General features: G+C 70.4%; 32 protein-coding genes. 13 read left to right on the forward strand and 19 right to left on the reverse strand.

Annotation, left to right across the window (positions count from 1 at the left end; translation table 11 throughout):
• Positions 1 to 107: 107 nt before the first annotated feature.
• Entirely contained in the window at positions 108 to 485 is a 378-nt protein-coding gene (locus ACFY16_RS28410; RefSeq protein ID WP_390650034.1) for a hypothetical protein, read from the reverse strand.
• Positions 482 to 943, reverse strand: coding sequence for an NUDIX hydrolase (locus tag ACFY16_RS28415; RefSeq protein WP_390650035.1), 462 nt, complete (start codon positions 941 to 943; stop codon positions 482 to 484). Before ACFY16_RS28415 ends, ACFY16_RS28410 begins: the two co-directional genes overlap by 4 nt.
• Positions 944 to 961: 18 nt before the next feature.
• Here ACFY16_RS28415 and ACFY16_RS28420 point away from each other — a divergent pair, with 18 nt between their 5' ends.
• The 11 genes from ACFY16_RS28420 (at position 962) to ACFY16_RS28470 (ending at position 8,248) form a co-directional block, all read left to right on the forward strand.
• Positions 962 to 1,741, forward strand: coding sequence for a GntR family transcriptional regulator (locus tag ACFY16_RS28420; RefSeq protein WP_390650036.1), 780 nt, complete (start codon positions 962 to 964; stop codon positions 1,739 to 1,741).
• 138 nt (positions 1,742 to 1,879) lie between these two features.
• Positions 1,880 to 2,242, forward strand: a complete 363-nt coding sequence (locus tag ACFY16_RS28425) for a hypothetical protein (RefSeq protein WP_375975838.1) — start codon at positions 1,880 to 1,882, stop codon at positions 2,240 to 2,242.
• Between the two features lie 2 nt (positions 2,243 to 2,244).
• Complete coding sequence (locus ACFY16_RS28430; protein WP_390650037.1) at positions 2,245 to 3,606, forward strand: FtsK/SpoIIIE domain-containing protein; 1,362 nt, start codon at positions 2,245 to 2,247, stop codon at positions 3,604 to 3,606.
• 83 nt (positions 3,607 to 3,689) lie between these two features.
• Positions 3,690 to 3,893: a hypothetical protein gene (locus ACFY16_RS28435; protein ID WP_390650038.1), complete on the forward strand. Its 204-nt coding sequence runs from the start codon at positions 3,690 to 3,692 to the stop codon at positions 3,891 to 3,893.
• The gene (locus tag ACFY16_RS28440; protein ID WP_390650039.1) at positions 3,893 to 4,588 is read left to right on the forward strand and encodes a DUF2637 domain-containing protein; all 696 of its coding nucleotides are present in this window, start codon (positions 3,893 to 3,895) and stop codon (positions 4,586 to 4,588) included. The genes ACFY16_RS28435 and ACFY16_RS28440 overlap by 1 nt, the downstream gene beginning before the upstream one ends.
• Positions 4,589 to 4,607: 19 nt before the next feature.
• Positions 4,608 to 4,799 (forward strand): mobile element transfer protein, encoded by a 192-nt coding sequence (locus tag ACFY16_RS28445; RefSeq protein ID WP_390650040.1) that lies wholly within the window; start codon positions 4,608 to 4,610, stop codon positions 4,797 to 4,799.
• Between the two features lie 12 nt (positions 4,800 to 4,811).
• Positions 4,812 to 4,967: a hypothetical protein gene (locus tag ACFY16_RS28450; protein ID WP_202919750.1), complete on the forward strand. Its 156-nt coding sequence runs from the start codon at positions 4,812 to 4,814 to the stop codon at positions 4,965 to 4,967.
• A 24-nt stretch (positions 4,968 to 4,991) separates the two neighbouring features.
• Positions 4,992 to 5,309, forward strand: a complete 318-nt coding sequence (locus ACFY16_RS28455; protein WP_390650041.1) for a SpdD-like protein — start codon at positions 4,992 to 4,994, stop codon at positions 5,307 to 5,309.
• A 91-nt stretch (positions 5,310 to 5,400) separates the two neighbouring features.
• A complete protein-coding gene (repSA, locus tag ACFY16_RS28460) occupies positions 5,401 to 6,819 on the forward strand; it encodes a replication initiator protein RepSA (protein WP_390650042.1) in 1,419 nt (472 codons plus the stop codon).
• Entirely contained in the window at positions 6,816 to 7,013 is a 198-nt protein-coding gene (locus ACFY16_RS28465) for a helix-turn-helix domain-containing protein (RefSeq protein ID WP_152894571.1), read from the forward strand. The genes repSA and ACFY16_RS28465 overlap by 4 nt, the downstream gene beginning before the upstream one ends.
• Positions 7,013 to 8,248: a tyrosine-type recombinase/integrase gene (locus ACFY16_RS28470; protein ID WP_390650043.1), complete on the forward strand. Its 1,236-nt coding sequence runs from the start codon at positions 7,013 to 7,015 to the stop codon at positions 8,246 to 8,248. The genes ACFY16_RS28465 and ACFY16_RS28470 overlap by 1 nt, the downstream gene beginning before the upstream one ends.
• A 244-nt stretch (positions 8,249 to 8,492) precedes the next feature.
• Here the strand turns inward: ACFY16_RS28470 and ACFY16_RS28475 are convergent, their stop codons facing one another.
• From ACFY16_RS28475 to ACFY16_RS28485, 3 genes are all read right to left on the reverse strand, one after another.
• Positions 8,493 to 8,666: a hypothetical protein gene (locus tag ACFY16_RS28475; protein WP_390650044.1), complete on the reverse strand. Its 174-nt coding sequence runs from the start codon at positions 8,664 to 8,666 to the stop codon at positions 8,493 to 8,495.
• A 313-nt stretch (positions 8,667 to 8,979) separates the two neighbouring features.
• Positions 8,980 to 9,555: a Uma2 family endonuclease gene (locus ACFY16_RS28480; protein ID WP_390650045.1), complete on the reverse strand. Its 576-nt coding sequence runs from the start codon at positions 9,553 to 9,555 to the stop codon at positions 8,980 to 8,982.
• A gap of 135 nt (positions 9,556 to 9,690) precedes the next feature.
• Complete coding sequence (locus ACFY16_RS28485; protein WP_390650123.1) at positions 9,691 to 9,909, reverse strand: hypothetical protein; 219 nt, start codon at positions 9,907 to 9,909, stop codon at positions 9,691 to 9,693.
• A 60-nt stretch (positions 9,910 to 9,969) separates the two neighbouring features.
• Here ACFY16_RS28485 and ACFY16_RS28490 point away from each other — a divergent pair, with 60 nt between their 5' ends.
• Positions 9,970 to 10,494: an LLM class flavin-dependent oxidoreductase gene (locus tag ACFY16_RS28490; RefSeq protein WP_390650120.1), complete on the forward strand. Its 525-nt coding sequence runs from the start codon at positions 9,970 to 9,972 to the stop codon at positions 10,492 to 10,494.
• A 282-nt stretch (positions 10,495 to 10,776) separates the two neighbouring features.
• Here the strand turns inward: ACFY16_RS28490 and ACFY16_RS28495 are convergent, their stop codons facing one another.
• From ACFY16_RS28495 to rpsB, 6 genes are all read right to left on the reverse strand, one after another.
• Positions 10,777 to 11,460, reverse strand: a complete 684-nt coding sequence (locus tag ACFY16_RS28495) for a hypothetical protein (protein WP_390650046.1) — start codon at positions 11,458 to 11,460, stop codon at positions 10,777 to 10,779.
• 96 nt (positions 11,461 to 11,556) lie between these two features.
• A complete protein-coding gene (locus ACFY16_RS28500) occupies positions 11,557 to 12,696 on the reverse strand; it encodes a phosphatidate cytidylyltransferase (RefSeq protein ID WP_390650047.1) in 1,140 nt (379 codons plus the stop codon).
• Positions 12,696 to 13,253, reverse strand: a complete 558-nt coding sequence (gene frr, locus ACFY16_RS28505) for a ribosome recycling factor (protein WP_010984060.1) — start codon at positions 13,251 to 13,253, stop codon at positions 12,696 to 12,698. The genes ACFY16_RS28500 and frr overlap by 1 nt, the downstream gene beginning before the upstream one ends.
• A gap of 184 nt (positions 13,254 to 13,437) precedes the next feature.
• The gene (pyrH, locus tag ACFY16_RS28510; protein ID WP_390650048.1) at positions 13,438 to 14,196 is read right to left on the reverse strand and encodes a UMP kinase; all 759 of its coding nucleotides are present in this window, start codon (positions 14,194 to 14,196) and stop codon (positions 13,438 to 13,440) included.
• 204 nt (positions 14,197 to 14,400) lie between these two features.
• On the reverse strand, positions 14,401 to 15,237 hold the full coding sequence (tsf, locus tag ACFY16_RS28515) for a translation elongation factor Ts (RefSeq protein ID WP_390650049.1): 837 nt from the start codon (positions 15,235 to 15,237) through the stop codon (positions 14,401 to 14,403).
• Between the two features lie 96 nt (positions 15,238 to 15,333).
• Positions 15,334 to 16,212, reverse strand: a complete 879-nt coding sequence (gene rpsB / locus ACFY16_RS28520; RefSeq protein WP_390650050.1) for a 30S ribosomal protein S2 — start codon at positions 16,210 to 16,212, stop codon at positions 15,334 to 15,336.
• A 281-nt stretch (positions 16,213 to 16,493) separates the two neighbouring features.
• Here rpsB and ACFY16_RS28525 point away from each other — a divergent pair, with 281 nt between their 5' ends.
• Positions 16,494 to 17,051, forward strand: coding sequence for a M23 family metallopeptidase (locus ACFY16_RS28525; RefSeq protein WP_390650051.1), 558 nt, complete (start codon positions 16,494 to 16,496; stop codon positions 17,049 to 17,051).
• A gap of 122 nt (positions 17,052 to 17,173) precedes the next feature.
• Here the strand turns inward: ACFY16_RS28525 and ACFY16_RS28530 are convergent, their stop codons facing one another.
• The 8 genes from ACFY16_RS28530 to lepB all read right to left on the reverse strand — a co-directional run bounded on the left by ACFY16_RS28530 (position 17,174) and on the right by lepB (position 23,924).
• Complete coding sequence (locus ACFY16_RS28530) at positions 17,174 to 17,731, reverse strand: TetR/AcrR family transcriptional regulator (RefSeq protein WP_390650121.1); 558 nt, start codon at positions 17,729 to 17,731, stop codon at positions 17,174 to 17,176.
• Positions 17,732 to 17,825: 94 nt separating this feature from the next.
• Positions 17,826 to 18,668, reverse strand: a complete 843-nt coding sequence (whiG, locus tag ACFY16_RS28535; RefSeq protein ID WP_390650052.1) for an RNA polymerase sigma factor WhiG — start codon at positions 18,666 to 18,668, stop codon at positions 17,826 to 17,828.
• A gap of 301 nt (positions 18,669 to 18,969) precedes the next feature.
• A complete protein-coding gene (gene dprA / locus ACFY16_RS28540) occupies positions 18,970 to 20,130 on the reverse strand; it encodes a DNA-processing protein DprA (RefSeq protein ID WP_390650053.1) in 1,161 nt (386 codons plus the stop codon).
• Positions 20,127 to 21,752, reverse strand: coding sequence for a YifB family Mg chelatase-like AAA ATPase (locus tag ACFY16_RS28545; protein WP_390650054.1), 1,626 nt, complete (start codon positions 21,750 to 21,752; stop codon positions 20,127 to 20,129). The genes dprA and ACFY16_RS28545 overlap by 4 nt, the downstream gene beginning before the upstream one ends.
• 1 nt (position 21,753) lies before the next feature.
• The gene (locus tag ACFY16_RS28550; RefSeq protein ID WP_390650055.1) at positions 21,754 to 22,155 is read right to left on the reverse strand and encodes a YraN family protein; all 402 of its coding nucleotides are present in this window, start codon (positions 22,153 to 22,155) and stop codon (positions 21,754 to 21,756) included.
• A gap of 77 nt (positions 22,156 to 22,232) precedes the next feature.
• Complete coding sequence (locus ACFY16_RS28555; protein WP_003965949.1) at positions 22,233 to 22,541, reverse strand: DUF2469 domain-containing protein; 309 nt, start codon at positions 22,539 to 22,541, stop codon at positions 22,233 to 22,235.
• Positions 22,542 to 22,597: 56 nt separating this feature from the next.
• Positions 22,598 to 23,107 carry an NUDIX hydrolase gene (locus tag ACFY16_RS28560; RefSeq protein ID WP_390650056.1) on the reverse strand — a complete coding sequence of 170 codons (510 nt, stop codon included), beginning with the start codon at positions 23,105 to 23,107 and terminating at the stop codon, positions 22,598 to 22,600.
• A 40-nt stretch (positions 23,108 to 23,147) separates the two neighbouring features.
• Positions 23,148 to 23,924, reverse strand: coding sequence for a signal peptidase I (lepB, locus tag ACFY16_RS28565; protein ID WP_390650057.1), 777 nt, complete (start codon positions 23,922 to 23,924; stop codon positions 23,148 to 23,150).
• Between the last annotated feature and the right edge of the window lie 16 nt (positions 23,925 to 23,940).

Below are 23,940 nucleotides of genomic sequence, written 5' to 3' on the forward strand. Positions count from 1 at the left end.
GCAGCGCGGGCGGAGCGGGCCGAAGGCAGGAGCGGCGCCCGCAGTGGAGCCGGGAGCGCGCCCGGCGGAGCGGAGCGCAGCCGGGGCTTGATGAAGTAGGGAAAGTCTTATCCCTCGGGCGACTGGTGTTCTCGTCGGTACTCGTCGAACAGGGCGAAGAAGAGCTCGATTGCCGGTGTGCCAGCCGTTCGGGCCTCGCGTTCGATCTCGGTTGCCCATCCAAGCGGGCTGTGACGGCCGAGCCGCTGCCAGAGCCACTCTGCGAAGGGCCCCTGCGTGCCGGGGCTCCAGAAGTCGAAGCACTCGTCGATGTCGTGCACGGCCATTGCGGCTCGGTAGCCGATCAGCATGGAGCCCAGGTGCTCAAGGGAGTCGCCTGGCAGCCACACGCCGGGGCGAAGGCGTATCTCGTCGAGGAACTCATGGACGCTGGACAGCTCGGCGAGTTGCCTCGGCTGTCGACGGGGGTTGTTCGCCTCCGTCATGAGGCAAGCAGCTGCCTGCCGTCGTGGCTGCGGACGTGGGGGCCATTGCCGTCCAGGGCGTCCAGGAGCCTGACTGCGAAGGCCTCAGACATCCGCTCACTGACTTCGTCGGGGGTGAGCCAGGAGACTGCAGTGGATTCGGCGGAGGTGCGTTCGGTGCCGCTGGCGGGCTTGCAACGGAAGACCAGAGCGACGATTCCTCGGGTCATGTTCTTGTAGACGCCGGTAAGTTCGTCCACCTCAACGTGGATGCCTGTCTCCTCCAGTACCTCGCGGGTGACGCCGGCCTCGGGGGTCTCGTCGAGTTCGAGGATGCCGCCCGGGAGCTCCCAGTTGCCGTTGTCGGCTCGGCGGATCGCCAGGAGGCGGCCGTCCTCTCGCACCACTACTCCGGCAACGGACACGGAGTGCAGCGGGGGCGGTGTCGCTTCCTGTGGTTGACTCATGTAGAGGAGCATAGGAGGCAGGGAAGGACTATGGGAACTGCGGCGGGTGGGGTCGGTTCCGGGCCTCGATACGTACAGATCGCGGACGAGATCGTGCAGCAGATCCGGGCGGGGGTTCTCAAGCCTGGCGACATGGTGCCGAGTGAATCGGAGCTGGTGGAGCGCTATGGCGTCGCCGGCGGAACGATCCGTAAGGCCATGGTCGAGGTGCGGGCGAGTGGGCTGGTCGAGACCCGGCACGGCAAGGGCTCGATCGTGAAGAGTCGGCCCCCGGTGCGGCACCGCTCGTCCGATCGCTTCCGGCGTTCACTCCGGCGCGGAGGGCAGGCGGCCTATCTCGCGGAGTCCACGCAGTCCGGGGCGACCGCCAAAGTCAGCGTCCTCTACATCGGGCCCTTGGAGGCGCCCGAGGATGCCGCCGCACGTCTGGGCGTCTCCGCCGGTACTCAGGTGCTGGCGCGTCGGCGCCTCTACTTCCGCAACGGCACGCCCGTCGAGACCGCCACGTCCTACCTGCCATGGGACGTTGTGAAAGACATCCCCGAGCTGTTCGCCGAGAACCCCGGCGGCGGTGGCATCTACGCCCGGCTCGAAGACCACGGGCACGAGTTCGCCGAGTTCGTCGAGACGGTGCAGGCGCGGCCGGCATCCAAGGCGGAGGCCTCGGAGCTCGCGCTGAGCCCGGGTGCGCCGGTGGTTCACCTGATCCGGGAGGCTCGTACGACCGCGGGTCGCGTGGTCGAGGTGTGTGACACCCTCATGGCCGCTGACCAGTTCGTTTTCGAGTACCGGATCCCCGCCGAGGACTGACGCCCGCTCAACTTTCCGCAGCCCGCCGCGAGTTCTTCTTCGTGGCGGGTTGACTCATGTATAGGAGTGAGGCACTCTTCTCCATGTCACTCATGTACATGAGTGACGGAGTTCGGAACCTATAGAGGAGTGATCTCTGTGCGTCAGATTCCCGTCGACACCTCCGGCGCGGTCGTGATGGTCGCCAAGTCTCCGCAGGTCAAAGTGCGTGACCGCCGTACCGGTGAGATCGCCACCGACACCGAGACCGGGGCGAAGCTGATGACCGTGGACGTGATGTTCGCGGCGAACGAGGAGGTGGAGATCCTGTCCATCACCGTCCCGGAGCCGGGCATCTCCGGTGAGCTGGCCATGGGTACACCGGTCGCGCTCACGGGCCTGATCGCCCGCCCCTGGGAGAACGACTTCAACGGCCAACGGCGGCACGGCATCGCGTTCCGCGCGGTCGCGGTCACCTCGCTCGCCGGCGCTGCCGTCGCCGCAGGGTCCAAGGCGGCCTGATCATGACCGGCTTCTCGGTCGTTCTGGTGCTGGTCGTCGCCGCCGCGGGTCTCCTGCGGTGGCGGCGCCCCGCCTGGTACTGGTTGACCTTCGGGGTCACGCTGGCCGTGTTACGGGTCCTGGCCCGGTACCGGACGGTGATGGACGCGTGCGGGCTGACCGTCCCGCCCGCACGGTGGCGGCTCGCCCTCGCCCGTGCCGCCAACAGGCCGATACCTGAGCCGCGTCCGCCGCGCATCCTGCGGCTGCGACCGACTCGTACCGGCCTGGTCCTGCGGCTCAAGCTCCGCCCCGGCCAGGACGCCTTCGACATCGCCGCCGCCTCGGACCGGCTCCGGCACTCGTTCTCGATGTACGGCGTGACCTCGCGCGAACTGCGCTCCGGCGTCGTCGAGGTGCGGATGACCGGCTACGACGTACTCAAGCGGGTGCAGATGCCCGCCGAGACCGATCCGCGGCCGATGCGGGTGCCAGTCGCCCTCCGGGAAGACGGTTCGGTGCACTACCGCGACTACCGGGCGGTACCCCACGCCCTCACCCTGGGCGCCACGGAGTCCGGCAAGTCCGTCTACCAGCGCAACCTGGTCGCGGGGCTCGCCCCGATGGACGTCGCCCTCGTGGGCATCGACTGCAAGCAGGGGGTCGAACTGTTCCCGCTGGCCCGCCGGTTCTCCGCGCTGGCCGACGATCCCGACACCGCCGCGGAAGTGCTCGATGCGCTCGTGGAAAGGATGGGACGCGTCTATCAACTCATCCGGTCCCAGCAGCGGATCACGTCCGACGTAACGGACGCGGAGATTGCCGCCGACATCTGGGACCTGCCCGACGACCTGCGCCCGGTCCCAGTCGTGGTCCTGGTCGACGAGGTCGCCGAACTCGCCCTGTACGCCAACAAGGAGGAGGAGAAGCGCCGGGACCGGATCATCACTGCTCTGGTCCGCCTCGCCCAACTTGGCCGCGCAGCCGGCATCTACCTCGAAATCTGCGGGCAGCGCTTCGGCTCCGAGCTCGGCAAGGGCATCACGATGCTCCGGGCCCAGCTCACCGGCCGCACCGCCCACCGCGTCAACGACGAGACCTCGGCCAACATGGCCTTCGGCGACATCTCCCCGGACGCCGTCCTCGCTGCCATCCAGATCCCGGCCGAGCTGCGGGGGATCGCCATCACGGGCGACTCCTGCGGCGGATGGCACCGTATCCGCGCCCCGCACACCTCGCTCCGCCAGGCCGTGAACATCTGCAACCGGCACGCCGACCGGACCCCGGACCTGCCCGAGCTGGCCCCGTTCCGGCCTGCCCTCCTCGGCTCCGACCCTGACTCTGCGCCCATGCCGCTGGTCAAGGCCTCCTCGGCCACCGCCTGATCCCTGCCCCGTCCCCACGGCAGACGCGACCGTCTTCGCGCCAAGTCCCTACCCCGCCATGCCCAGAGAAGGGAGATCCCGTCATGTGCCCGGACTGCGAGGACTTCGCCCGGACCGTGCTCCTGCTCGGCCAACTCGCCCTGTACGCCGACACGGTCGGCGCGGACCTCGACTTCGTGGACGCCGTCAGCCCGTCCCTCGCCGTCTCACTGCCCGAACCGCCGCCCGGCCTGTTCCCGGACGACTACGACCCCGGCAGCGGCCCTGCCTACCCCGGTGACTCCTGATGGGCGGCCGTCACGGCCTCCGTGTCGACGCGGTCCTGATTCAGGCCGTCATCGCCGGTGCCCTGTCCTTCGCCCACCTGCACGACCTGGCCGCCGCGGCCGGACAGAACGGCTGGAAGGCCTGGGCCTACCCGGTCAGCGTCGATCTGCTCCTGGTCGCCGCCTGGCGACGCCTGCGCAATGAGGGACCGTCCCGGCTGGCCTGGTGCTGGTTCGTCGTCGCCCTGTTCGCCTCGCTCGGCGCCAACGTCGCCACCGCCGGATTCCTCGACCTGACCGACCCGCCCGCCCTGCTCCGCCTCGGCATCGCCGGGTGGCCGGCGCTCGCCTTCCTCGGGGGAACGCTCCTCGCGCACTCTCCGGCCCCGGCCCCGGCCCCGGAGACGGCTCCGCCGGCACCGGCCACCTCGATGCCAGACACCGAGCACTCGCACGAACTGCCGTTGCCCGACGCCAACAGCGCATCGGTCACGGAAGCCACGCCCGAGCCTGCTGCGGCGCCCGTCCCCGCCGTGGAAGTCGCCACTCCCTCGGCTCCCGTCCCGCCGGTGCCCGCCGTCCTGGTCGAGCACGCCCGCAAGGTCGCCGACGAGTACCGCGCCCGTACCGGCTCCGCGATCGACTCCGACACCCTCCGCTCTCGCCTCGGCGTCCCGCCCCACCTCTCCGATGCCATCGCCGCCCACCTCAGCTGACCGCAAGGGAGAACAGACCATGCCCGCCCGCGACAACTTCCACTCCCTGATGCGGATTGGCCCCGTGCAGATCGGCACCCACCGCGACCGCAACGGCCGCATCACACACGCCGCCGTCTGCACCGCCGACCGCTGCGGCTGGTCCGCCGACTACTCCAGCCAGACCGCCGCCCAGCTCGCCGCCCGCACCCACCGCTGCACCGTCCGCTAGGAGACACCGCCCATGGATGTCCCCCTCTGGTTCGCCCTGCTGGCCGTCGGCTACCTCGGCGTCAAGCTCGTCCGCCCGCCCTGGTGGCTGATCTGCGTGCTCCTCCTCGGCGGCTACCTCCTCGCCGACAGCCTCTTCGCTCCCGTCATCGACACCGCCGTCAAGTAGCCCGCTGCGAAAGGAGAAACGCCCATGTTCCGGCCCAAGCTCCCGACCATGCCCCAGCCCACCGGCCTGACCACCCCGCCCGCCCTCATCCAGCCGACCACCATCACCCCGGCCGCCCCGGCCCCGCAGCCGGCCCCCGTCGCCCCCGCGCCATCCCGCCCGGTCGTCCAGCTCACCCCCGGCACCGCGCTCGCCCTCGTCGGCGGCGGTACGGCCGTCGTCCTGGTCCTCGGCGCCGTCCTGGTCTCGCTGCTCCTGGCGGTCGCCGTCACCGGCGTATCGGTCGCCGTCTGCGCGGTCGTCCTGCGCTCGTTGCTCGCCTCCGACGCCAAACGTCGCTGACCGGCCCCCGGGCGGCCTCGATACCGCCAAGCATCCGCCGCCCGGGAGCCGTCCCCGCCGATCGATCTCGCAACCGGAAGGAACCCCCAGCATGGCCCACCGGGCCTCACCCGCGACACAGAAGACGTCCGCGTCCGCCCCGCCGCTCGAACCGATCACACTCGGAGACATCCTCCGGGTGGCCTCGGCCTCCGACTACACCCGCTGGGAGGACCAGATCCGCCGCACCGGCGGCTGCTCCGACCCGATCCACCTCACCGGCTGGACTCTCCACAAGGACAAGACCACCGGCGAGACCCTGCACCACTACTCCACCGAGAACGAGCCGGGCGGACGCCTGCGCCTCGCCTGCGGCAACCGCCGCGCTTCCCGCTGCCCCTCCTGCGCCTGGACGTACGCGGGCGACACCTACCACCTCATCCGCGCCGGCCTCGCCGGAGACGACCGCCGCGACATCCCCGCCACCGTCCGCGACCACCCCCGCGTTTTCGCCACACTCACCGCGCCCTCGTTCGGCCCGGTCCACAACCGCCCCGACCACGGTGGCGCCTGCCGCTGCGGCACCGCGCACACCGCCGACTCCCCCGAGCTGGGCACCGCCCTCGACCCCGACACCTACGACTACGCGGGCGCCGTCCTCTTCAACAACCACGCCGGACAGCTCTGGCAGCGCTTCACCACCCGCCTACGCCGCGAACTCGCCGCCCGCGCCGGCCTGCCCCGGCGCGAACTCGCCGGGCACCTGCGCGTCTCGTACGGCAAGGTAGCCGAGTTCCAGAAGCGCGGCGCGCTGCACTTCCACGCCGTCGTGCGTCTCGACGGACCGGAGGGGCCCGGGACGCCCCCGCCCGCCTGGGCCACGGTCGACCTCCTCTCGGACGCGGTACACGCCGCCGCAGCGCACTCGTACACATCCGTGTCGGTCCCGGCCGCCGATGACCAACCGACTCGGACCTTCCGATGGGGAAGACAGCTCGACGTCCGCCCGGTCAAGGACTTCGGCGACGGCTCCGACATCACAGAACAGGCCGTCGCCTCGTACGTCGCCAAGTACGCGACCAAAGCCGCTGAGAACACGGGAACCCTCGACCGCCGCATCGGCGAACTCGCCGAACTCGACCGCCATCGCGTCCCCGACCACACTCGCCGACTCATCACCGCCTGCCGTGACTTGGACGCCCTGTACCCGGACCGGCGCCTCTGGGCCTGGGCGCACATGCTCGGCTTCCGCGGGCACTTCTCGTCCAAGTCGCGTAGCTACTCGACGACCCTCGGCGCCCTCCGCCAGGAACGCGCCGACTTCCGCGCGGCACAGGAGGCTTCCGTCCTCGGTCTCGACGGCCGCGAGCCGGACACCGTCCTCGTCCTGACTGACTGGGAGTACGCCGGCCACGGCCACACCCCGGGCGAGGCCGCCCTCGCCTCGACGATCGCCCGTGACCTTCAAGCCAACCGTGAGACCGCTCGCGAAGCCCTGCGAGACCTGGCGGTGGAAGGAGCTGCGGCATGACCGTTCGTACGCTTCCCGAGCGGTACCTGACTCCGGCCGATGTCGCTGAACTCCTGGGTGTTCCGGTCGAGACGCTGTACCAGTGGCGGCGCAAGCGCTCGGGTCCTCCGGCTTTCCGGGTCGGGAGGCATCTTCGGTACGACCCTGTGCGGCTCCGCCAGTGGGTCGACGGTCTGACCGAGGCGGCCGCCTGATGCCGGGTCATGTGCAGGATCGCTGGTACAAGACGGAACCGGGTCCGGACGGCAAGCCGATCAAGGTCAAATCGGACCGCTACGGCAGCGGCCACCGCTACCGGGCCCGGTACGTCGGGCCGGACGGCACCGAGAAGAGCCGCTCCTTTCCCGACCGGCAGAAGCGCAGGGCGGAGGAGTGGCTGGCCGAGACGGCCGCCGACATGTCCCGGGGGCAGTACATCGACCCCAAGGCGGCACAGACGACCTTCCAGCAGTACGCGGAACGCTGGATCACCGGGCAGACGACCGACCTGAACACACGCATCGGAGCGGAGACCCGCCTTCGGCTGCATGCCTTCCCTCGTATCGGGTCGCGCCCGCTCGGGTCCTTCCGACCGCTTCACATCCGCGAGTTCGTGCGGGATCTGGAGAACGACTCGATAAGCAGCACCTACGCCCGCAACATCTACGCCAACGTCCGGGCGGTGCTGTCTGCCGCCGTGGATGACGGCCACCTCCCCCGGAACCCGTGCTCGGCGGCGTCAGTCCGGCCGCCTGCCGTCTCCGCCACACGGGTTGTGCCCTGGCTGCCGTCCCAGGTGCGTGCGGTCCGTGACGCCCTGCCCGAGCGCTACCGAGCCATGGTCGACGTGGGCAGCGGCTGCGGTCTCCGGCAGGGTGAGATCGTCGGCTTGGCCGAGGACACGATTCAGCTCGACAGCGACACGCTTCATGTCACCACTCAGGTCAAGCTGATCCGGGGTGTCGCGGTCTTCGCCCCGCCGAAGGGCAACAAGGAACGGGACGTACCGCTGCCGTCCTCGGTGGCCTCCGCCTTACGGCAGCACATGACGAGTCACCCGCCCGTGGCGATCAAGCTGCCGTGGATCCGGCCGGACGGCCCGCTCACCGAGCGGCGGCTGATCTTCACCAACACGGCCGACGGAATCGTCTGGCGGAGCAACTTCAACGCCCTGGAGTGGAAGCCCGCCCTTGCGGCGGCCGGCCTCATCCCGACGCCCGGGCCCGGGAAGCCGTACGCCTCCGCCCGGCAGCACGGGATGCACGCCCTTCGCCACTTCTACGCCTCGGTCCTCCTGGACGCGGGCGAGAGCATCAAGGCCGTGAGCGAATACCTCGGGCACTCCGACCCGGCGATGACGCTGCGGGTGTACGCCCACCTGATGCCCAGTAGCAGCGAGCGCGCCCGCCGGGCCCTGGACGGGGTCTTCGGCACGGCCCAGGAGCCCTGACGGCCCAGGGACGGCCCGGCGGGTACAGGACGGCCCCCTATTGGCGACATCGTCGCTGGTAGGGGGCTTCTTCGTGCCCGGAGAAGGTCCGTTCTCCGGGTGCAGGCATAACACGTCCAGTGTGGCAGATCATCTGCGGGGCCCCAGGCCAGAGAGGGGTGGGGGTGGTCACCCGTGGGTGCCGACTGTCACCGTCGGTCGACCTCGTACGGCCCAGCGGTCGTCTGCTCAGACGGGCCGGGGCTTACCCCAGGAAGTCACCCAAGGTGCTGATCACGCGGCCCAGCCGCTCGTTCGCTTCCCAGGGCATGGGTGGGATCGGCGCACCGGCAGCGTGGTGCTCCCCTACCAACCACAGCACCTCGTAGAGATCCTCGGCGCTGGCGCGGTCAAGACGCAGAACAACATCGTCAGCCATGGATGCAAGCTAGCCGACGTGGCGCACCGTTCGGCCCGTGCTGAAAATACCTCTGCCCTGCAGCGATACCAGGACAGCTGGGCCCGCCAGGTGCCACTTTGGGCGTCGATTTCCCTTGTTCACCGTCCGTTCTGGCACGGATCTGGCGCGAGAACACGACTCGCGTCGGTCAGTCAGTCACCCTGCGAACCTGGTACGGCTTCGTCCGGAAGGGGCACACCAAGCTCATCCAGTACCTGGACATCCAGCTCGTGCATCCCGGCCGCGTCACTCCGGCGGGGCAGACCGGCCAGACCGTGGGGCGACCGAGAGGTCAGCGGACGTAGTTCTTGAATGCCTCGGTGTCCAGGGTGATGTCCAGGCCGGGGAGGGCAACGGTGTGGCCGAAGGCGACAGTGAGGCTGGTGCGGTACTTGCCGTCCTCGGGCTCGCTGAAGACGGTGACATCGCAGGAGTCCCGGTCGATGAGCAGGTAGACGGGGATGTCGGCCTGGGCGTAGGCGATGGGCTTCTCGACCCGGTCTCGACGGTCGGTGTCCTCGTCGTAGGAGGTGATTTCAACGACCATGAGGACGCCCCTGGGTTCGGCCCACTCGCCCTGTCCGGCGAAGGTGTCGACCGGTGCGAGCGCGCCGTCGGGGCGGGCATGCCCCCTGCGGTACTCCTCCACGCGCAGTCCCTGCTCGGCGTAGAGCCAGAGGTCGGGGCGCTGCTGCATGCAGCGCTGCATGACCCACCGGATGATCTCGGCGTGGTCGCCGTCGGGCACGGGCTTGACTCCGATCCTGCCGTTGATGAATTCAAGGGTGACGTGCTCGGGTGCGTGGGCGGCCAGTTCCTCGAAGTCGCTGCTGTCCATCTGAGGACGGTGCCGGATGCCGGTGGCCATGGGATTCCTCCTCAGCGCGGGATACGCAGACACCGTACGACAAGGGCGCTCCGGGCGGGTGGAAACCCAACCGCGGACGGTGGGGAGTGCGGCCGGATCGAACGCTCCCTGGGAGCGGTAGAAGGCGGCCGCCCTTCAGTGAACCCGCGCCCGTCTCTGCCGCGCCTCGGTTGCGTCACGGAACGCGGCAAGCGCGGTCCGGCGGCGCAGATCCGCGATGTCGGCATCCATTCGCTCCAGGTGCTCGGTCATCGTCCGCAGTACTTCCGGGCAGGGCTCGATTCCCGGTCCGGAGTCGGTGGCGCACGGCAGCATCTCGCGGATGGCGTCGGTGGTCAGCCCGGCCGCCAGCATGCCCCGGATGCGGGCGACGACGCAGGGGGCCTCGGGCGCGTACCCGGCGTCCTGGAACCGCTGGTCACCATGGGCTGGCTGGCAGCCGCGACCACCCGGATTCGGTGTGGCACCTCCGTGCTCGTCCTGCCCATGCGCAACCCGTTCGTGGCGGCCAAGCAGGTCGCCACCCTCCACCGACTGTCCGGCGCACGGATCACCCTTGGCGTGGGGATCGGCTGGGACGCAGACGAGTTCACCGCCGTCGGCGCCGACTTCGGCAGCCGGGCAGCCCGCACGGACGAGGCCATCGCACTGCTTCGGCACCTGTTCACCACCGGCAGAGGCCCCTTCGAGGGCCGCTGGTACGGCTTTGAGACAGGGGTCTTCGAACCGCGCCCCAACGGCCCGGTACCAGTGATGACCGGCGGTGTGACCGACGCCGCCCTGCGCCGGGCGGCCAAGTTCGCCGACATCTGGCAAGGCGTGGGCCTGGACCCGACGGCGTTCGGCGAACGGCTGGCGTACCTGAGGGCCAGTACGAACGGCCGCACCGTGTACCCCGGCACCCGGACCTTCGCCCGGGTGACCCTGCCATCGGCCTGACGACGGCCGGCGGCCGCTCGCCGGACACGTACGGCGTCGATCGGGGCTACACGTTCTGACCGTCCTGCCTCGTGCTCGAAGACCGTGGCAGCCGAATCCCGGCGCGAGCCCCGGCCAGGCCCCCACCCACCACCGCACCCCGGTCAAGCCCTCACCGCCACCGCACCTCAGTCGAGCCCCCACCCCCTGCCTCAGTCAGGGCCCCCACCACCGCATGTCACCGCACCTCAGTGAGCCCCCACCGCCCCGCCTCAGTCAGGCGGCCCCCACCGTCACCCCCGGTCAAGCCCCCGCCGCCATCGTGTCGCGCAGTACCGCGAGCTCCCGCTCCAGCTCCCGGTAGTGATCGCTCACCTTGCGCTCGGGCGTGGGGGTGACGCGGCCCTCGTCGAGTGCGGTCAGGCGGTCGCCGAGGGCGGCGAGGTCCGCCTGCCTGCCGAACCAGCCGGGGGTTCCCTGGGCCGCGGTCAGCTCGTCCCGGGCGGAGCGCAGGGCGGCATGGATCCGCTCGCGGAGCGGGACCAGGTCGTCGCGCAGCCGCTCGGTCGTCCGGCGCAGTTCCAGCACGGACTCGATGGCACCGACGAACGGCTCTCCGGCCTCTGCCATCTCCTGGGCTTGCTCGACGAGCTCCTCGAGCGACGGCATGACCTCGTCGAGGTCGGTGGCGTCCTTGCCGACGAGCAGCGCGCGCGTCTCGGCGTACCGCTCCGACATCCCGTCCACGTCCGCGAGGACGCGTGCCGCCGCATCCGTCTGTTCCCGGATCGCATCGACCGGCAGCCCGTCCCGGTGGCCGAGCAGTACGGCGATCTCCGCCAGCTCCCGCGCCAGCGCCTCCCGCAGTTCCAAGAGCGCCTGGTGGGCCTGGTCGGCCTGCTCAAGGGTCGACCGGAAACTCTCCGCGAGTGCTTCGACCGCCTCCTGCGCCTCCTGCTCGCGCCTGGCCCGCCTACGCCCCCACATAACGCTCCACCCCTCCCACAACACAGATCACAGCCTGGTGATCATAGGTACGGAAGGGGTGGTTGCGAAGGTGCGCGGACGCAGGGGGAGCGACCGTCAGCCGGCCCCCACGAAGATCACGAGCAGCAGCCACACCACGGGAGCCGTCGGCAGCAGTGAGTCCAGCCGGTCCATGATGCCGCCGTGACCGGGAAGCAGCGTGCCCATGTCCTTGATGCCCAGGTCCCGCTTGATCATGGACTCGCCGAGGTCGCCGAGCGTCGCGCTGGCGGCCACCGCGAGGCCCAGGAGCAGCCCCTGCCACCAGGCGCCGTCGTCGATCAGGAACTGCATGCACAGCGCGCCCGCGACCATGGCGAACGACACCGCGCCGAGCAGCCCCTCACGGGTCTTGCCAGGGCTGATGCGCGGCGCCAGCTTGTGCTTGCCGAACCGCCAGCCGACGGCGTACGCGCCCGTGTCGCTGACCACCGTCAGCAGCAGGAACGTCAGGACGCGCCACGCACCGTCCTGCGCGGTCAGCATCATCGCCACGAACGTGGCCAGGAACGGCACGTAGAAGGCGGCGAAGACTCCCGCCGTGACGTCCTTGAGATAGCCCTCCGGCGGCTCCGTCATCCGCCAGACGAGCACGGCCAAGGCGGTGAGCGCCATGGCGACCCACGCGCCGTCCGCTCCGCTGACGTAGCCGGCGACGACCATCGCCGCACCGCCCAGCGCCAGCGGAACGAGGGGCGCCTTGATGCCCTTGCGTTCCTCGAGCCGGCTGGTCAGCTCCCACAGGCCGACGACGACGGCGACCGCTATCACGCCCACGAACACGGCCTTGACGACGAACAGGGCCGCGATGATCACTGCGCCGAGCCCGACACCGACGCCTATGGCCGCGCTCAGGTCACGGCCCGCGCTCTTCTTCTGTGGTGCGGGCGCCGGCTGAGGGGCGTCGGGCATGGGATCCGGATTCTGCGGCACCGCCGCATAGGGCTGGGCCGACGGGGTCTCGTCGCGGAACGTCTCGTCTCGGAACGGGAGGCCGCCCAGCCGAGCGGCCCCCCGGTCGTCATCCTGGTCTCCGCCATACGCGGGTACGCCGGGCACGATGGGCATGGGGCGGGTGTGCTGCGCCTCAGGCGCATCGTACGCGGGACCCGCCGGGGCAGCCCCCTGGACAGGCCCCTGGTCGGACGGCCCCCAGTACCCGGCTTGTGGCGGCGCTCCCCAGGAAGAGTCGTTCATCAGACCTCGAGCAGCTCCGCTTCCTTGTGCTTCAGGAGCTCGTCCACCTGGGCGACGTACTTCGCGGTGGTGTCGTCGAGCTCCTTCTCGGCACGGCGGCCCTCGTCCTCGCCGACCTCGCCGTCCTTGATCAGCTTGTCGATCGCGTCCTTGGCCTTGCGGCGGACGGAACGGATCGAGACCTTGGCGTCCTCGCCCTTGGTCTTGGCGACCTTGATGTAGTCCTTGCGGCGCTCCTCGGTGAGCTCGGGGAACACCACGCGGATGATGTTGCCGTCGTTGCTCGGGTTGACGCCCAGGTCGGAGTCGCGGATCGCCTGCTCGATGTTGCGCAGCGCGCTCTTGTCGAACGGGGTCACGACGGCCATGCGCGGCTCCGGCACGGAGAACGAGGCCAGCTGGTTGATCGGCGTCAACGCGCCGTAGTAGTCGGCCACGATCTTGTTGAACATCGCCGGGTGCGCACGGCCGGTGCGGATCGCGGCGAAGTCCTCCTTGGCGACCACGACGGCCTTCTCCATCTTCTCCTCGGCCTCGAGGAGGGTCTCTTCGATCACCACTTGCTCCTGCGTGTCTTGAGTAGGCCCGGCTGCGGTTCCCTGTCGGGGCCGACCGCCGGCTGCGTCGCGTCTTCTTCCTGCACGGTTCCCGACCGGCAGGACATTGTCCATCCCCCAGCCAGGGTCCGTCCCGTCCGTCCCCCGGACAGGTGCCGTCCCCGTGGACGGGGTGGTGCTCCGGTCAGGCCCGGCTGCCCTGGTCACCCACGAGCGTGCCGATCTTCTCACCCTTGACGGCGCGCGCGATATTGCCCTCCGCCAGAAGCTCGAAGACCAGGATCGGGAGCTTGTTGTCGCGGCACAGCGTGATGGCGGTGGCGTCGGCGACCTTCAGCTCGCGGGTGATGACCTCGCCGTAGCCGAGGGCGTCGAACTTGACCGCGTCCGGGTTTGCCTTCGGGTCGGAGTCGTAGACCCCGTCCACGCCGTTCTTGCCCATCAGCAGGGCCTCGGCGTCGATCTCCAGGGCTCGCTGCGCGGCGGTGGTGTCGGTGGAGAAGTACGGCATGCCCATACCGGCGCCGAAGATGACCACGCGGCCCTTCTCCAGGTGCCGCACGGCGCGCAGCGGGATGTACGGCTCGGCGACCTGGCCCATGGTGATGGCGGTCTGGACCCGGCTGTCGATGCCCTCCTTCTCCAGGAAGTCCTGGAGGGCGAGGCAGTTCATCACGGTGCCGAGCATGCCCATGTAGTCGGAGCGGGCGCGGTCCATGCCGCGCTGCTGCAGTTCGGCGCCGCGGAAGAAGTTGCCGCCGCCGATGACGACCGCGATCTGTGCCCCGTCGCGGACGACCGCCGCGATCTCGCGGGCGATCTTGTGCACCACGTCGGGGTCCACACCCAGGCCCCCGCCACCGGCGAAAGCCTCTCCGGACAGCTTCAGCAGAAACCGGCCGCCTACTTTGCCGTCGTCGCTCGTCTGGGCCTTGGTGGTCATGGAGATCCCGCCTCTTTCACGTGTTGCACATACGAAGAAGGCCATTGCCGGTGGGGTGTCGTTCGCAACCCATGCGCGGCAATGGCCTCCTCGTCAGATCTGCTGTCGTCCGTCACGCGCGTGCGTGACGACGCCGTACGCGGACGACTGATGTCGACCCTAGCGAAAGACCGCCAGGAGTCGCGCGCCGATCGCTGTACGGACTCAGATGCCGACCTTGATGCGCGTGAAGCGCTTCAGGGTGACACCCGCCTCGTCCAGGACCTTCTGGACCGACTTCTTGTTGTCGAGCGCGTACGGCTGGCCGAGCAGCGTGGCGTCCTTGAAGAAGCCGTTGAGGCGACCCTCGACGATCTTGGCGATCGCGGCCTCGGGCTTGCCCTCGGCGCGGGTGGTCTCCTCGGCGATGCGGCGCTCGGACTCGACGACCTCGGCCGGGACGTCCTCCTGGGCGAGGTACTTCGGCGCGAAGGCGGCGATGTGCTGGGCGACACCGCGGGCGACCTCGGCGTTCGGCTTGTCCAGCTCGACGAGGACACCGATCTGCGGGGGCAGGTCGGGCATCGTGCGGTGCATGTACGCCGCCACGTAGCCGTCGGCGAACTGCGCGAAGCGGTCCAGGACGATCTTCTCGCCCAGGTTCGCGTTGGCCTCGTCCACGAACGCCTGGACGGTCTTGCCGGGCTCGATCTCGGAGGCGAGGAGCGCCTCGATGTCGGCCGGGGAGGTCTTGGCGACGTGCTCGGCGATGGCGGCGGCCACGGCCTGGAACTTCTCGCCCTTGGCGACGAAGTCCGTCTCGCACTTCAGCTCGACGAGGACGCCGGAGGAGTTGTCGTCGGCGATGATCGAGACCACGGCGCCGTTCTCGGCGGAGCGGCCCTCGCGCTTGGCGACGCCCTTCTGGCCCTTGATACGGAGCGCCTCGACGGCCTTGTCGACGTTGCCCTCGGCCTCGTCCAGCGCCTTCTTGCAGTCCATCATGCCGGCGCCGGTGAGCTCACGGAGCTTCTTGACGTCGGCGGCGGTGTAGTTCGCCATGATTCCTGGAATCTCTCTCGAGTCTGAAGATCTACGGGCCGAACGGCGGGGGCTTCGTGGGCCCCCGCCGTCCATGACCCGAAGGGGTGTGAGGGGTCAGGCCTGCTCGGCGTCCGCGGCCGGGGTCTCGGCGGCCGGAGCCTCGGCGGGGGCCTCAGCAGCAGGGGCCTCGGCGGCGGGGGCCTCGGCCTCGTCGGCCTTCTTCTCGCCCTCGAGCAGGTCGCGCTCCCACGCGGCGAGCGGCTCGCCCGCGCCCTTCTCGCCCTTGCCCTCCGTGGCCACGCCGGAACGGGCGATGAGGCCCTCGGCGACGGCGTCGGCGATCACACGGGTGAGCAGGGTGACGGAGCGGATCGCGTCGTCGTTGCCCGGGATCTTGTAGTCGACCTCGTCGGGGTCGCAGTTGGTGTCGAGGATGGCGACGACCGGGATGTTGAGCTTCCGGGCCTCACCGACCGCGATGTGCTCCTTCTTGGTGTCCACGATCCAGACGGCGCTGGGCACCTTCTGCATCTCGCGGATACCACCGAGGGTCTTCTCCAGCTTGGCCTTCTCGCGCGAGAGCACGAGAAGCTCCTTCTTGGTCAGACCGGAAGCGGCGACGTCCTCGAAGTCGATCTGCTCGAGCTCCTTGAGGCGCTGCAGACGCTTGTAGACGGTCGAGAAGTTGGTGAGCATGCCGCCCAGCCAGCGCTGGTTGACGAAGGGCATGCCGACGCGGGTGGCCTGCTCGGCGATGGCCTCCTGCGCCTGCTTCTTCGTGCCGACGAACATGACCGTGCCGCCGTGGGCGACGGTCTCCTTGACGAACTCGTAGGCGCGGTCGATGTACGACAGCGACTGGAGCAGGTCGATGATGTAGATGCCGTTGCGCTCGGTGAAGATGAAGCGCTTCATCTTCGGGTTCCAGCGACGGGTCTGGTGACCGAAGTGGACGCCGCTTTCCAGCAGCTCCCGCATCGTGACGACGGCCATGGCCGTTCTCCTTGAGTTTCTCGGTTGTGCCGCGGATGCCGGACGGCATCCACGCCTGACGCCCGCACCGCGCCGTGCCACAAAGGACCGAGGGGCGCTGACAGGGACCGTTGCCGGCCGCCATATCGGGGCGTGCGAAGTCGACCCGGTGACCCGGATCGCCAGAAGAAGTGTACGGGACCGGCGAGGCAGCGGCTGACGCCGCTGTCCACAACCGGCGAGTAGTCCACAGGTCCCGCCCCTGACCGGCCGGTCTGCGGGACGGTTCTCGCATGTCTCGGATGCGAACGAAGCGATGGGCGTTTCTGCCCGCCTTGACGCTTGCCGTCCTGCCCCCGCCGGCCCGCGCGGACGCCCCGCCCCCACCGACGGACCCCGTGCCCGCCGTGGCCCACGCCTGGCCGGTGGGCTCGCCGCCCATGGTCCTACGCGGCTGGGAGCCACCGGCGACGGTCTACGGACCCGGCCACCGCGGCGTCGACCTGGCGGCCCCGGCAGGAACACCCGTACGGGCGGTGGCGGCCGGCCGGGTGACCTTCTCGGGCCGGGTCGCCGGACAGGGTGTCGTCTCGGTGGAACTGGCGGGAACGGGCGATCCACCCCTACGGACGACCTACGAGCCGGTTCGGCCGTCCGTGGGGAAGGGCGACGAGCTGGAGCCGGGAGACGTGGTCGGCACGGTGGAGGCGACGGGCGGGCACTGCACGGCCACGTGCCTGCACTGGGGCCTGCTGAGGAAGGAGACCTACCTCAATCCCCTGTCCCTGTTACCACCGTGGCTGTTGCACCGGGGCCCGTCGAGGCTGCTGCCGGTGCTGGGCGTGCCGCTGCCCCGTTGACCTGCGAGCCTGCGGGCCGGTGCGGCAGGGGCGGACGATGGGCGACCCCCGCTCGAGCGGAGCCGGGAGCGGGGAGGCACCCCGCAAGCTGCGCGCCCCATCCCTCAGCAGACCGACCGGGCTCAGCCGCGAACCCCCCGCAGCGCCATTCCCACCGCCGCATCAGTGATCGCGGACGGATCTTCCGCCGCCCCCAATTCGATCCGCCGCACCGCCGCGTCGACGACCCCCTGAAGCAGCATCGCCGCCAACCGCGGCTCCGCGTGCCCCATCTCCCCCAACGCCTCGACGATCATCGCCACGAGCCCACCGTGCGCGGCCCGGATCTTCTCCCTGGCGCCCGCATCGAGCTCACTCGCGGAAATCGCCACCACGGCCCGGTGCCGCCGATCCCCGACCAGCGCGAGCTGCTGCCGCACATACGCCTCGACCTTGGCCTCGGGCCCGTCGGCCGCGGCCATCGCCGCCGACACCTCCGCCGCCCAGACCGGGAAGTCGACCTCGCACAGCTCCTCGACCACGGCCGCCCGCGACCGGAAGTACTCGTAGACGGACGAGCGCGCGAGCCCCGTCCGCTCGGCGAGGGCGGGAAAGGTCAGAGCCTCCGTCCCGCCCTCGGACAGCAGGGACCGTGCCGCGTCCAGCAGGGCGGCTCGCTGCATCGATCGGTGCTCGGCCACGGAGGCCGCTCGAATCCTTGGCACGTCAACCACTCTACGGACGCGCTACCCCCGGCGGGAACGACTCCCGTCGACGCGCCCTCATCCGGCCAGGTCACCGACCGAAGCCCGCCAGTTTCGCGCGCAGCTGGAGCACGGACTTGGTGTGGATCTGGCTGACCCGGCTCTCGGTCACCCCGAGCACGTTCCCGATCTCGGCGAGCGTGAGGCCCTCGTAGTAGTACAGCGTGACGACGGTCTTCTCCCGGTCGGGCAGGGTGTTGATCGCCCGCGCCAGGAATCGCCGCAGCTCCCGGTCCTCGGCCACTTCCACGGGATTGTCGGCGGCGGTGTCCTCCAGCGTGTCCATGAGGCTCAGCCGGTCGCCGCCCTCGCCGCCGACGTGCAGCAACTCCTCCAGGGCCACCACGTTCGCCAGCGACAACTGACTGAACACCGCGTGGAGTTCGTCCACCGCGATCCCCAGCTCGCCGGCCACCTCACCCTCCGTCGGTGTCCGCCGCAGCCTGGCCTCCAGCGTCGCGTAGGCCCGCTCCACGTTCCGCGCCTTCTGCCGGACCGACCGCGGAATCCAGTCCAGTGCCCGCAGCTCGTCGATCATCGCGCCCCGGATCCGCGTGATCGCGTACGTCTCGAACTTGATCTCCCGGTCGACATCGAACTTCTCGATCGCGTCGATCAGCCCGAACACTCCCGACGACACGAAGTCCGCCTGCTCCACGTTGGGCGGCAGCCCGACGCTCACCCGCCCCGCCACGTACTTGACCAGCGGCGAGTAGTGCAGGATCAGCTGCTCCCGCAGCCGCTCGTCCCCCGTCGCCTTGTAGGACCGCCACAGCTCGTCGAGCGTCGAGGGAGCGGGCGGCCGCACGCTGCCACCGTCGCGGGCGGCTGGGGTAATCGCCGCCCGGTCGGACCCGGAGGTGTGCTGGGGCATTCGTCGCCTTGTGCCGTTCTGCCGTGAAGTACGTGAACCAGGAGTGACGTGACTGGGTGAGCTGTGAGGTTTCGCGTGTCGGGTCTCGTGCCAAGTTGGTGGTCCGTGTCGGGAACCTTGTGAGCGTAGCGTGACTGGAGCGTCGCGGTGCGCGAAGAGCGGGGCTCGAGCCGTGCGGAGATACGTTCCTCTGAACGCTCCGTCGAAGCACGGCGATCGCCCTGCGTGACTGCCGAAGGGGGGTCAACTGCGGGAATTCGCAAGGGCTTCGAGGTTCCCCCGGACGGCCGAACACGCTCGATCAGCACGGGCTGCGGCCACCCCGGACGGCGATCATCGACTCGCGTGTCAACTTCCAGCCGTCGCCGTGTCGTTCGACGTAGCCAAGTGCCCGCAGTTCGTACAGTCTCGCGATCGCGTCGTCCTCGGTCGTCTGCGCGCCGCGGGCGACCTCGTCCGCGGCCGCGGCCCGGCGTGCGGGCAGCGCGGCCAGCACCTGCCGGGCGCCGGGTTCCAGCAGGTCGCGTGGGAGCACCGGGCCGCGCCGGTCCGGCGCGAGCTCCCCCATGTCGCCGATCAGCTCGACGATTTCCGCGGCGTCCGTGACCAGTACCGCGTCGCCGCGCAGGAGCTCGTGCGCGCCCGCGGAGAGCCCGCTGGTGGCCGGTCCCGGTACCGCCATGGTGTGCCGGCCCAGCCGTTGCGCCGCCCGCGCCGTGACCAGCGAGCCGCTGCGATACGCCGCCTCGACGACCACGGTTCCCCTGGTCAGCGCGGCGATCACCCGGTTCCGCAGGACGAACCGGCTCGGCGTCGGATGATCACCGGGCGGCAGTTCCCCGATCACCAGTCCCTGTTCCGCGATCCTGGTGATCAACCCGGTGTGTCCGCGCGGGTAGGGCTGGTCGACTCCGCAGGCGAGGACGGCGACGGTGGCCCCACCGGCGCCGAGGGCGCCCCGGTGGGCGGCCCCGTCGATGCCGTAGGCACCGCCGGAGACCACCACCCAGCCGCGCTCTGCGAGTCCTGCGGCGAGCGCGGCCGCCATGTGGGCGCCGTACTGGGTGCAGGCCCGTGCGCCCACCAGGGCGACCGAGCGCAGCGCCCACACCCGCAGGCTGGGCCGTCCTCTCACCCACAGTCCGAGGGGCCGGGCATCGCCCAGGTCGTCGAGCTGGCCCGGCCACTCGGCCTCCCCGGGTCCCACGAACCGCACACCGGCCTCCCGTGCGACGGCCAGGTCCCGCGCGGGCTCGGCCCGCCCGGCCCGCGCCCGCAGCCCGGCCCACCGTTGCGCGCTCGCCCCGGGCAGCGCGGGCCCGCCGTCCCGCAGCCGCCGCGCCACCTCCCGCGCCCCGAGCTCCCGCACCCACCGCCCGCCGATCTCGTCCCCGGGCTCGATGACCCGGGTGAGGAAGACGCGGGCAAGCAGGTCGCCGTCGGGAGCCTCGCCGCCGCTCACGTCAGGGCTCCGATGGCCATCGGCACACCGCGCGGGACACCGGTGCGCAGTTGCAGCGCGAGCGCGACGTCCGTCGCGTCGGGCCGGTCGTGGCCGACGAGGTCCGCGACGGTCCAGGCGACGCGCAGGACACGGTCGAGTCCGCGGGCGGTGAGCACACCTCGCTCCAGGTTCCGCTCGGCCTCGTCCATCGCACCGCTCACCGCATGCCAGCGGTTGCGCAGTTCGCGCCCGGGCACTTCGCTGTTGGTCCGCCAGGGCGTTCCCGCGAACCTCGCCGCCGCCCGCTCGCGTGCCGCCCGCACCCGCTCGGCGACCGTCGCCGTGGACTCGCCCGCCGCTCCGCGCCGCGTGAGCTCGGCCCGGCTGACCGGATCGACCTCGACCCGGAGATCGACCCGGTCCAGCAGCGGACCCGAGATCCGGGCCTGGTAGCGCCGAATGGCCGAGGGCGGGCAATCGCACAGCGCGTCCCGCTGCGAGAAGCGTCCGCAGGGACACGGATTGGCCGCGAGCACCATCAGGAACCTCGCCGGGAACCGCACCACACCCGCGCTGCGGGCGATGACGACATGCCCCGCCTCCAGTGGCTGGCGCAGGGCGTCGAGAACCTGGCTGCTGAACTCGGGGGTCTCGTCGAGAAAGAGCACTCCACGATGGGCCAGCGAGACGGCGCCGGGCCGCGCGACGCCCGGGCCGCCGCCGACGAGTGCCTGCATGGTGGCCGAGTGGTGCGGCGCGCAGTAGGGCGCCGTGTCGATCAGGGGCTTGCCCGGTGGCAGCAGTCCGGCCACCGAGTGCACCGCCGTGACCTCCAGCGACTCCTCCCGCACCAGCCGGGGCAGGACGGCCGGCAGCCGCTCCGCGAGCATGGTCTTGCCGGCGCCGGGCGGCCCTTCCAGGAACAGGTGGTGTCCGCCCGCGCCGGCCACCTCCACGGCGGTGCGCGCCGAGATCTGGCCCACGACGTCGGCGAGATCGTGTCCCTGGTCGTGCTGGGCGGCGCCGAGGCTGTGCATGCCCGTGGCCGCGCCCGTCCCGGGCACGCGCAGTCCGGCCAGGAGCGGGTCCGGGCGCCCCAGCGCGTCGGGCTCCTCGTCAGGCACCGGTTCGTCGGTCAGGAAGGCGATCAGCTGCCGCAGGCTGCGGACACCGAGCACCGACACGCCGGGGACGAGCGAAGCCTCGGCTGCGGCGCACTCCGGCACGACCACCTGCTCGTATCCGGCGTCCGCCGCGGCCAGCACCGCAGGCAGGATGCCCCGTACGGGCCGCACCCGTCCGTCGAGGCCCAGCTCGCCGATCATCACGATGTCGGTGAGCACGCGGGGGTCGATGCGCTCGGCGGCACCCAGCACCGCACAGGCGACGGCAAGATCGAAACCAGAGCCGGCCTTGGGCACGGACGCCGGGCTCAGTCCGACCGTCAGCTTCTTCTGCGGCCACTCGCCACCCGAGTTCACCACCGCCGCGCGCACCCGGTCACGGCTCTCCGTCAGGCTCTTGTCCGGCAGCCCCACCAGCGTGAACGCCGCGACCCCCGGTTCGAGATCCGCCTGAACCTCCACCACCACGCCCTCGACGCCCACCAGCGCCACGGAGCACGTACGCGCGAACCCCATCTCAGGCCACCCCCCGCACGTGCTCGACCGCGGGTGCGCCGCGGCGCGGCAGCAGCACGGCGACCACGTCGATGCGGACACCGCCGGGCGGTGCTCCCCCGTGCTCCTGCGTCCACCGTTCCGCCAGGCCGCGCAGGCGCTGCGCCTTGGCCGGCGTGACCGCCTCCAGAGGATGCTGGAAGGGGCCTGCCCTGCGGGTCTTGACCTCGCAGACCACGAGGACGTCGCCGTCCCGGGCCACGATGTCGATCTCACCGGTCCTGCCACAGCGCCAGTTGCGCTCCAGGACCGTCATTCCGGCCTCGGCCAGCCGCCGGGCGGCCAGTCCCTCGCCGTACCTGCCGAGTGCGCTGCGTGCCTGCTGCGTGTTCATGTCGGCACCACCTCCGGCGCCAACCGTCACGCATCCGACCCAGCGAAGTGGATCTTGGTTGATTACTCAGCGGTTGTGGATATCTCCGTCACCCCGACGGGGGACCGTCATCCGCCCGGCAGCTCGAGGTCGCTCTTGTTCAGCTCCTCGATGTTCACGTCCTTGAACGTCAGGACGCGGACCTGCTTCACGAAGCGCGCCGGCCGGTACATGTCCCAGACCCAGGCGTCCGCCATGGACACCTCGAAGAACACCTCACCCTGGACCGAGTGCACCTGCATCTCGTAGTCGTTGGTCAGGTAGAAGCGGCGCTCGGTCTCGATCACGTATTTGAACAGACCGACGACATCGCGGTACTCCCGGTAGAGCTTCAGCTCCATCTCGGTCTCGTACTTCTCGAGGTCCTCGGCGCTCATGGCATGTTCCCCTTCAGCCGTGCGATCCCACCATTGTGCGCCAGTCCCGGGAGCACCTAGACGATTTCCGTGTCAAGGATCTCGGGCCTGGCCGGGGGACCCTCGTCGAGCACCCTGCGCAGCAGCTCGGCGAGTCTGGTCGGATACACCGTCTCATGTGCCTGGCTCAGTTCCCGACACGTCCACCAGCGCGCTCCGGCGACACTGCGCCGCTCCAGCTCGGTGAGCCCCGCGGCCTCGATCGCCGTCTGGGTCGTACGGGCCAGGAAGTACCACTCGTCCTGGTCCCAGCGGCGGCCCGCGAACGGGAAGGAGCACATCCGCCGCCACAGCACCGGGCCGAGCTCGACCTCGGTGATGCCCGTCTCCTCGGCGAGTTCCCGCAGAGCGGCCTGTTCACGGGTCTCGTCGCCCTCCAGGCCGCCGCCGGGCGTGAACCACCAGTCGTCGGCCGGATCGTCCGGCTCATGGCCGTGCAACAGCAGGATGCGGTCCTCCGGGTCGAGCAGAACCACCCGGGCGACCTTGCGCAACCCGCCTTGATACGAGTCAGCACCAGAATCCACGGCTGGATCCCCGCACGACTGCTCGCCCGCGTCCCTCGTCTCAGCGGGCACCCGCGGGCTCCGTCCGGGCGCGGCCGCGGCCGCCCAGTAGCTTGGCCACGGGGCCGTACGCACCGCCGGCGAGGACGAGCGCGCCGCCGACGACGATCAGGACGCCGATCGTACGGAACGGTCCCGGCTCGGAGAGGCTGCCGAGCGTCTCGAAGCCCGTGGGGCGCTTCAGCATGCCCTCCATGGGCCAGATGACGGCATCGACACGGGCGGTCACGGCGTCCCTCGAGACGGTGCCCCTGGCGGCGTCCGTGAGATGGGCGGTGGAGTCCAGGGAGCCCTGGCGCTCGTCACCGAGCAGGAAGAGGCGCCCCTTCGGGACCGTCACGGTCGGGAAGTCCGTGTTCTCGGCCAGGCTGCCCTTGGGCAGATACGGTTCCTCGATCTGCTTGCCGTTGACGGTCAGCTTGCCGTTCGTGCAGCAGGAGACCTTGTCTCCGCCGACCGCGACCACACGCTTGACCACGGGGGCGTTGTCGACCCAGGTGCTGTCACGGAAGACGACGACATCGCCCCGTCGTACCTCATCACCGTCGACGTTCTGCGCCAGCACCCGGTCACCGGCGTCGATGGTCGGGGTCATCGAAGTGGTGGGCACGGTGTACGGCCGGTAGATCACCGCTGCCCAGCCGAATCCCGCCAGGAACAGCACGAGGCCCAGCGCGACGGCCAGGCCGGACAACCGCTGTCCGGTCCGGCTGCCCACCGGGCCCCTGTTGATGCCACCGCTGCGCGGGGCCGTACGCGTAGTGCTCTCGCCACCCATGGACCCGCACCCTACC

The organism is Streptomyces sp. NPDC001315, assembly GCF_042896175.1.
Lineage (GTDB): Bacteria > Actinomycetota > Actinomycetes > Streptomycetales > Streptomycetaceae > Streptomyces.

Excerpts from the sequence above, each read along its gene's own strand:
- ACFY16_RS28410 (WP_390650034.1), bottom strand. The coding sequence starts at position 485 with ATGACGGAGGCGAACAACCCCCGTCGACAGCCGAGGCAACTCGCCGAG.
- ACFY16_RS28415 (WP_390650035.1), bottom strand. The coding sequence starts at position 943 with ATGCTCCTCTACATGAGTCAACCACAGGAAGCGACACCGCCCCCGCTG.
- ACFY16_RS28420 (WP_390650036.1), top strand. The coding sequence starts at position 962 with ATGGGAACTGCGGCGGGTGGGGTCGGTTCCGGGCCTCGATACGTACAG.
- ACFY16_RS28430 (WP_390650037.1), top strand. The coding sequence starts at position 2,245 with ATGACCGGCTTCTCGGTCGTTCTGGTGCTGGTCGTCGCCGCCGCGGGT.
- ACFY16_RS28435 (WP_390650038.1), top strand. The coding sequence starts at position 3,690 with ATGTGCCCGGACTGCGAGGACTTCGCCCGGACCGTGCTCCTGCTCGGC.
- ACFY16_RS28440 (WP_390650039.1), top strand. The coding sequence starts at position 3,893 with ATGGGCGGCCGTCACGGCCTCCGTGTCGACGCGGTCCTGATTCAGGCC.
- ACFY16_RS28445 (WP_390650040.1), top strand. The coding sequence starts at position 4,608 with ATGCCCGCCCGCGACAACTTCCACTCCCTGATGCGGATTGGCCCCGTG.
- ACFY16_RS28450 (WP_202919750.1), top strand. The coding sequence starts at position 4,812 with ATGGATGTCCCCCTCTGGTTCGCCCTGCTGGCCGTCGGCTACCTCGGC.
- ACFY16_RS28455 (WP_390650041.1), top strand. The coding sequence starts at position 4,992 with ATGTTCCGGCCCAAGCTCCCGACCATGCCCCAGCCCACCGGCCTGACC.
- repSA (WP_390650042.1), top strand. The coding sequence starts at position 5,401 with ATGGCCCACCGGGCCTCACCCGCGACACAGAAGACGTCCGCGTCCGCC.
- ACFY16_RS28465 (WP_152894571.1), top strand. The coding sequence starts at position 6,816 with ATGACCGTTCGTACGCTTCCCGAGCGGTACCTGACTCCGGCCGATGTC.
- ACFY16_RS28470 (WP_390650043.1), top strand. The coding sequence starts at position 7,013 with ATGCCGGGTCATGTGCAGGATCGCTGGTACAAGACGGAACCGGGTCCG.
- ACFY16_RS28475 (WP_390650044.1), bottom strand. The coding sequence starts at position 8,666 with ATGGCTGACGATGTTGTTCTGCGTCTTGACCGCGCCAGCGCCGAGGAT.
- ACFY16_RS28480 (WP_390650045.1), bottom strand. The coding sequence starts at position 9,555 with ATGGCCACCGGCATCCGGCACCGTCCTCAGATGGACAGCAGCGACTTC.
- ACFY16_RS28485 (WP_390650123.1), bottom strand. The coding sequence starts at position 9,909 with ATGCTGGCGGCCGGGCTGACCACCGACGCCATCCGCGAGATGCTGCCG.
- ACFY16_RS28495 (WP_390650046.1), bottom strand. The coding sequence starts at position 11,460 with ATGTGGGGGCGTAGGCGGGCCAGGCGCGAGCAGGAGGCGCAGGAGGCG.
- ACFY16_RS28500 (WP_390650047.1), bottom strand. The coding sequence starts at position 12,696 with ATGAACGACTCTTCCTGGGGAGCGCCGCCACAAGCCGGGTACTGGGGG.
- pyrH (WP_390650048.1), bottom strand. The coding sequence starts at position 14,196 with ATGACCACCAAGGCCCAGACGAGCGACGACGGCAAAGTAGGCGGCCGG.
- tsf (WP_390650049.1), bottom strand. The coding sequence starts at position 15,237 with ATGGCGAACTACACCGCCGCCGACGTCAAGAAGCTCCGTGAGCTCACC.
- rpsB (WP_390650050.1), bottom strand. The coding sequence starts at position 16,212 with ATGGCCGTCGTCACGATGCGGGAGCTGCTGGAAAGCGGCGTCCACTTC.
- ACFY16_RS28525 (WP_390650051.1), top strand. The coding sequence starts at position 16,494 with ATGCGAACGAAGCGATGGGCGTTTCTGCCCGCCTTGACGCTTGCCGTC.
- whiG (WP_390650052.1), bottom strand. The coding sequence starts at position 18,668 with ATGCCCCAGCACACCTCCGGGTCCGACCGGGCGGCGATTACCCCAGCC.
- ACFY16_RS28545 (WP_390650054.1), bottom strand. The coding sequence starts at position 21,752 with ATGGGGTTCGCGCGTACGTGCTCCGTGGCGCTGGTGGGCGTCGAGGGC.
- ACFY16_RS28555 (WP_003965949.1), bottom strand. The coding sequence starts at position 22,541 with ATGAGCGCCGAGGACCTCGAGAAGTACGAGACCGAGATGGAGCTGAAG.
- lepB (WP_390650057.1), bottom strand. The coding sequence starts at position 23,924 with ATGGGTGGCGAGAGCACTACGCGTACGGCCCCGCGCAGCGGTGGCATC.